This is a genomic window from Microcystis sp. M53603_WE2, assembly GCF_030065435.1.
In genome coordinates this window covers 1-3,360 of record NZ_JASJFF010001277.1, presented here as the reverse complement: position 1 = coordinate 3,360, position 3,360 = coordinate 1, and the positions used below count along the sequence as shown (strand labels likewise).

Genomic DNA, 3,360 nt, shown 5'->3' with positions numbered 1-3,360 from the left:
TGGGGTGTGGGGTGTAGGGTTTTACCGATTTTGAAGGGGTCAATTCCCTAATTTTCAGGGAAAGAGTCCCTGAATTTTCCCCCCGATCACTCCCATATCTGGTACTTTTTGATTTACAAAAACTCTAAAAGTCTTAACCAACAAGGGTTTTACCATTATTCAGCCAGCCCTAAGTAATAGGACAAAATTAACTTTTTAGTTAGGATAGGCAAAAGGCAACAGGCAACAGGCAAGAGGTAGTTAGATATGTGTAATTAATTGTGTCTAGCTACTTACCCTGTTTAAATGGGTCTTAGCTTAACATTCCTGTCTTTTCACTGATTACTGATTACTGATTACTGATTACTGATTACTGTTTACTGTCATGTAAAATCGATGACTACTTCCCCTTTCCTCTTGGCTGCATCTCACATTTGCAGAAATACCGACAATCAGCAATTATCAGTGACTCTTAAATTGGTACAAATGTATGAACAACTGCGTGTAAGCATCCCACCGAAAAGCTAATGCGCGGGGGGTTTGGGGGCGGCGCCACGCCCCCAACGGGGGGTTTGGGGGGTAGAACCCCCCAAAAGCTGGGATTGAGTGATAAAATCACAAGTAAGGCCCGATTTTAACCGAGAGTTTCCCCTTAAAAATCCCAACTTGGTAGATTTACGAAAATGAGATGCAGCCTTCCTCTTTACCTATTTTAATTGTTATTTGTGGGGCAACTGCCACAGGAAAATCCAGTTTAGCCCTACAATTGGCCGAAAAGTTTAATTCAGTAATTCTCAGTGCCGATTCCCGACAAATCTATCGAGAATTTAATATTGGTACCGCTAAACCTAGCTTAGAAGAATGTCAGCGGATTTCCCATTATCTAATTGATATTTGTGATCCTCAAGATAATTTTACCCTAGCACAGTACCAAGAACAGGCTGAGGATTTAATCAACAATCTCCACTATTCTCCCCTGTTTTTGGTCGGTGGTACGGGACTTTATATCAAGTCCATTGTCAAAGGTTTAAAAATACCGAGGGTTTCTCCTCAAGCGGATTTAAGACGGCAATTACAAGCTTTAGGACAATCCTATCTTTATCAAATTCTGACGCAGGTAGATGAAGAGGCTGCTAAAAAAATTCATCCCCATGATCAGGTCAGGACTTTACGCGCTTTAGAGGTTTTTTATCTAACAGGAAAACCTATCTCTAGTCAGCAGGGAGAAAATCCCCCCACTTATCCAATTTTACAAATTGGTTTAGACTGTTCCCCAGAAAGTTTAGACAAGCGGATCACTGTTCGTACTCATCAAATGATCGCCAGGGGATTAGTAGCAGAGGTGCAGAATTTGGGGGATAAATACGGTTGGGATTTGCCACTTTTGCAGACTTTGGGTTATGCAGAGATTAAGCAATATCTCCTCGGGGAAATTTCTTTAGAACAGGCGATCGATCTAATTATCCTCCATACCCGTCAATTTTCCAAACGTCAGCGCACTTGGTTTCGTGCCGATGCTGGTATTGTCTGGTTTCCCATCGATAAAGAAAATTTATTAAAATCGGTGGAACGAAAAATTATTTTGTTTCTTGAGGGGTTGTCAAGGCCCGATATAAAAACACATCATCCTGATTAACGATTAACTGGAAGTTCTCATTTTGATTCAGTTTATTTAAGTGATCATCAATTAGTTCTGGTGAACTAGACCAACCGGGATGACGGCGATCGAGTAGGATATAATTAAATTGATTTAAATCTAGGGATTGGGAACCTTCGATCGCTAATTTGATCATTTCTCGATGGGTAAGATGGGGGGCAATTCTAGAAGTAGTCAAGACACTCTCACTGGTGGTAATTTGGGTGAGAGCTTTTTGGGTGGCGGACCAAGTATCGAGGGAATTTAAATACAGTGACCAAAAATAGCCGTATTTAGCTAAGGCAAAAAAGGCAATAATTGCCCAAGTAATTATCCATTTAGGCTGCTTCAACCAGCTGCTATTATGGGCTAAAGTGGCGATAACCGCTAGAAATAAAAAGGGCAAAATTGGCAGGGAATATTGAGTCGTTAAGTTTTTTTGTGGGGCATGATCTGCTAATAAATTTAAAGCGAGTGCGGGAATAGCGGCAATTATTGGGGCAGAATAGCGCCAGGATAAACCCCAAACTAAGGGAATAAATAATAGGATTAGGTATTCTAGATTATTGCCAGTAAAGATTTTTCCCAAGACAAGATCGGGTTTGAGGAAAAGATTAAAGATAATTGCTGGTAAACTATCTCCTAGATAACTATATCGAGAATCGGCCATTTCAATAACTGCCGATTTTCCTGTCAGGAGAGGGATTAATAATTTCGTGGCGATAATAAACCAAAGAATGCCGCTAATCATGGCAATTATTCCGGGGATTTTTTTCTTTTCCCAAAGAAGTAACCAGATACCCATTCCCAACAATGTTAAAGAGAGAATTGCTTTACAACCGAGAATAATAATGATTCCTAGAAAAAATCCCCAGAGATTATTTAATCTTGCGGCCAAAATTGTCCAAAAAATGGCTGGAACTGCGATAACTTCAGGATGAAAATCAAAGAGATTAACATTAAAAATCAGGGGATAGAGCAGATAAACTAAGGCTAATGTATAGGCTTGTTTTTCTTTTAATCCCGCTTGTATTGCCAATTGCCAGAGGGGAAAAACGGCAAGGGAAAGGGAAAAAGCTTGTAAGAAAAGCAGCCAATAAACGCTAGGATAAATTTTATAAAGTAAGGCTATAGGATAGAGAATAAAAGCGATATGATCGCCTAAAATATGGTAATCAACAAAAGATATAATCGGTGGTTTACCTTGAGAAATTAGGTAAACTCCCTGATCAAACCAACCAAGATCGAGAGCATTAGATTGAAATAAAATATGTCTGACAGCACTGCAAATAAACAGGATTATTGTAGCGCAACCAATCAACCAAAATAAATCATTTTTTTTGTGCATAATCGTTAAGTTTTACTGGGATTTTTCGGGATTATTACGACAATATTGCCAGGTATCTCTAAAATAGGCAGCAACTTCAGTAAACCATGCTTTAAAAATATTTCTGTTCTCACTGGTGACGATAACCCCATTAATAAACTCTTGCCATTGGGGATCATTAGCGGGAAGAATAAAACCATAATAATCACAATTTAAAGGATTGCGCGGGATAAGTTGATAATCTTGTTCTAAGGATAAACCGAGAATGACAGCTTCTCCAATTAGCAGAATCCCATCACTAGCAAAAGCATCTATTCTATTCCTTCTTAAACTTTGGATACCTCGCAGTCTTCCCGTCACTCCTTGAAATTCCTGATAGGTAGCAAGAGGATATTTTTGTCTTAATAATTCTTGAGTG

The 3,360-nt window shown here is 39.1% G+C and carries 3 protein-coding genes; 1 reads left to right on the top strand and 2 read right to left on the bottom strand.

Annotated elements, in window-relative coordinates:
- Window positions 1-667: 667 nt before the first annotated feature.
- Entirely contained in the window at window positions 668-1,615 is a 948-nt protein-coding gene (gene miaA / locus PX481_RS26715; RefSeq protein WP_002763076.1) for a tRNA (adenosine(37)-N6)-dimethylallyltransferase MiaA, read from the top strand.
- Here the strand turns inward: miaA and PX481_RS26710 are convergent.
- On the bottom strand, window positions 1,557-2,963 hold the full coding sequence (locus PX481_RS26710) for a DUF2079 domain-containing protein (RefSeq protein ID WP_002763078.1): 1,407 nt from the start codon (window positions 2,961-2,963) through the stop codon (window positions 1,557-1,559). The two genes, miaA and PX481_RS26710, sit on opposite strands and share 59 nt — an antisense overlap.
- A gap of 12 nt (window positions 2,964-2,975) precedes the next feature.
- A partial coding sequence (locus tag PX481_RS26705) for a type 2 periplasmic-binding domain-containing protein (RefSeq protein ID WP_502888640.1) occupies window positions 2,976-3,360 on the bottom strand: 385 nt, incomplete at its 5' end.

Bases quoted from the DNA above. Each gene is read 5' to 3' on its own strand.
- miaA (WP_002763076.1), top strand. From the start codon at position 668: ATGCAGCCTTCCTCTTTACCTATTTTAATTGTTATTTGTGGGGCAACT.
- PX481_RS26710 (WP_002763078.1), bottom strand. From the start codon at position 2,963: ATGCACAAAAAAAATGATTTATTTTGGTTGATTGGTTGCGCTACAATA.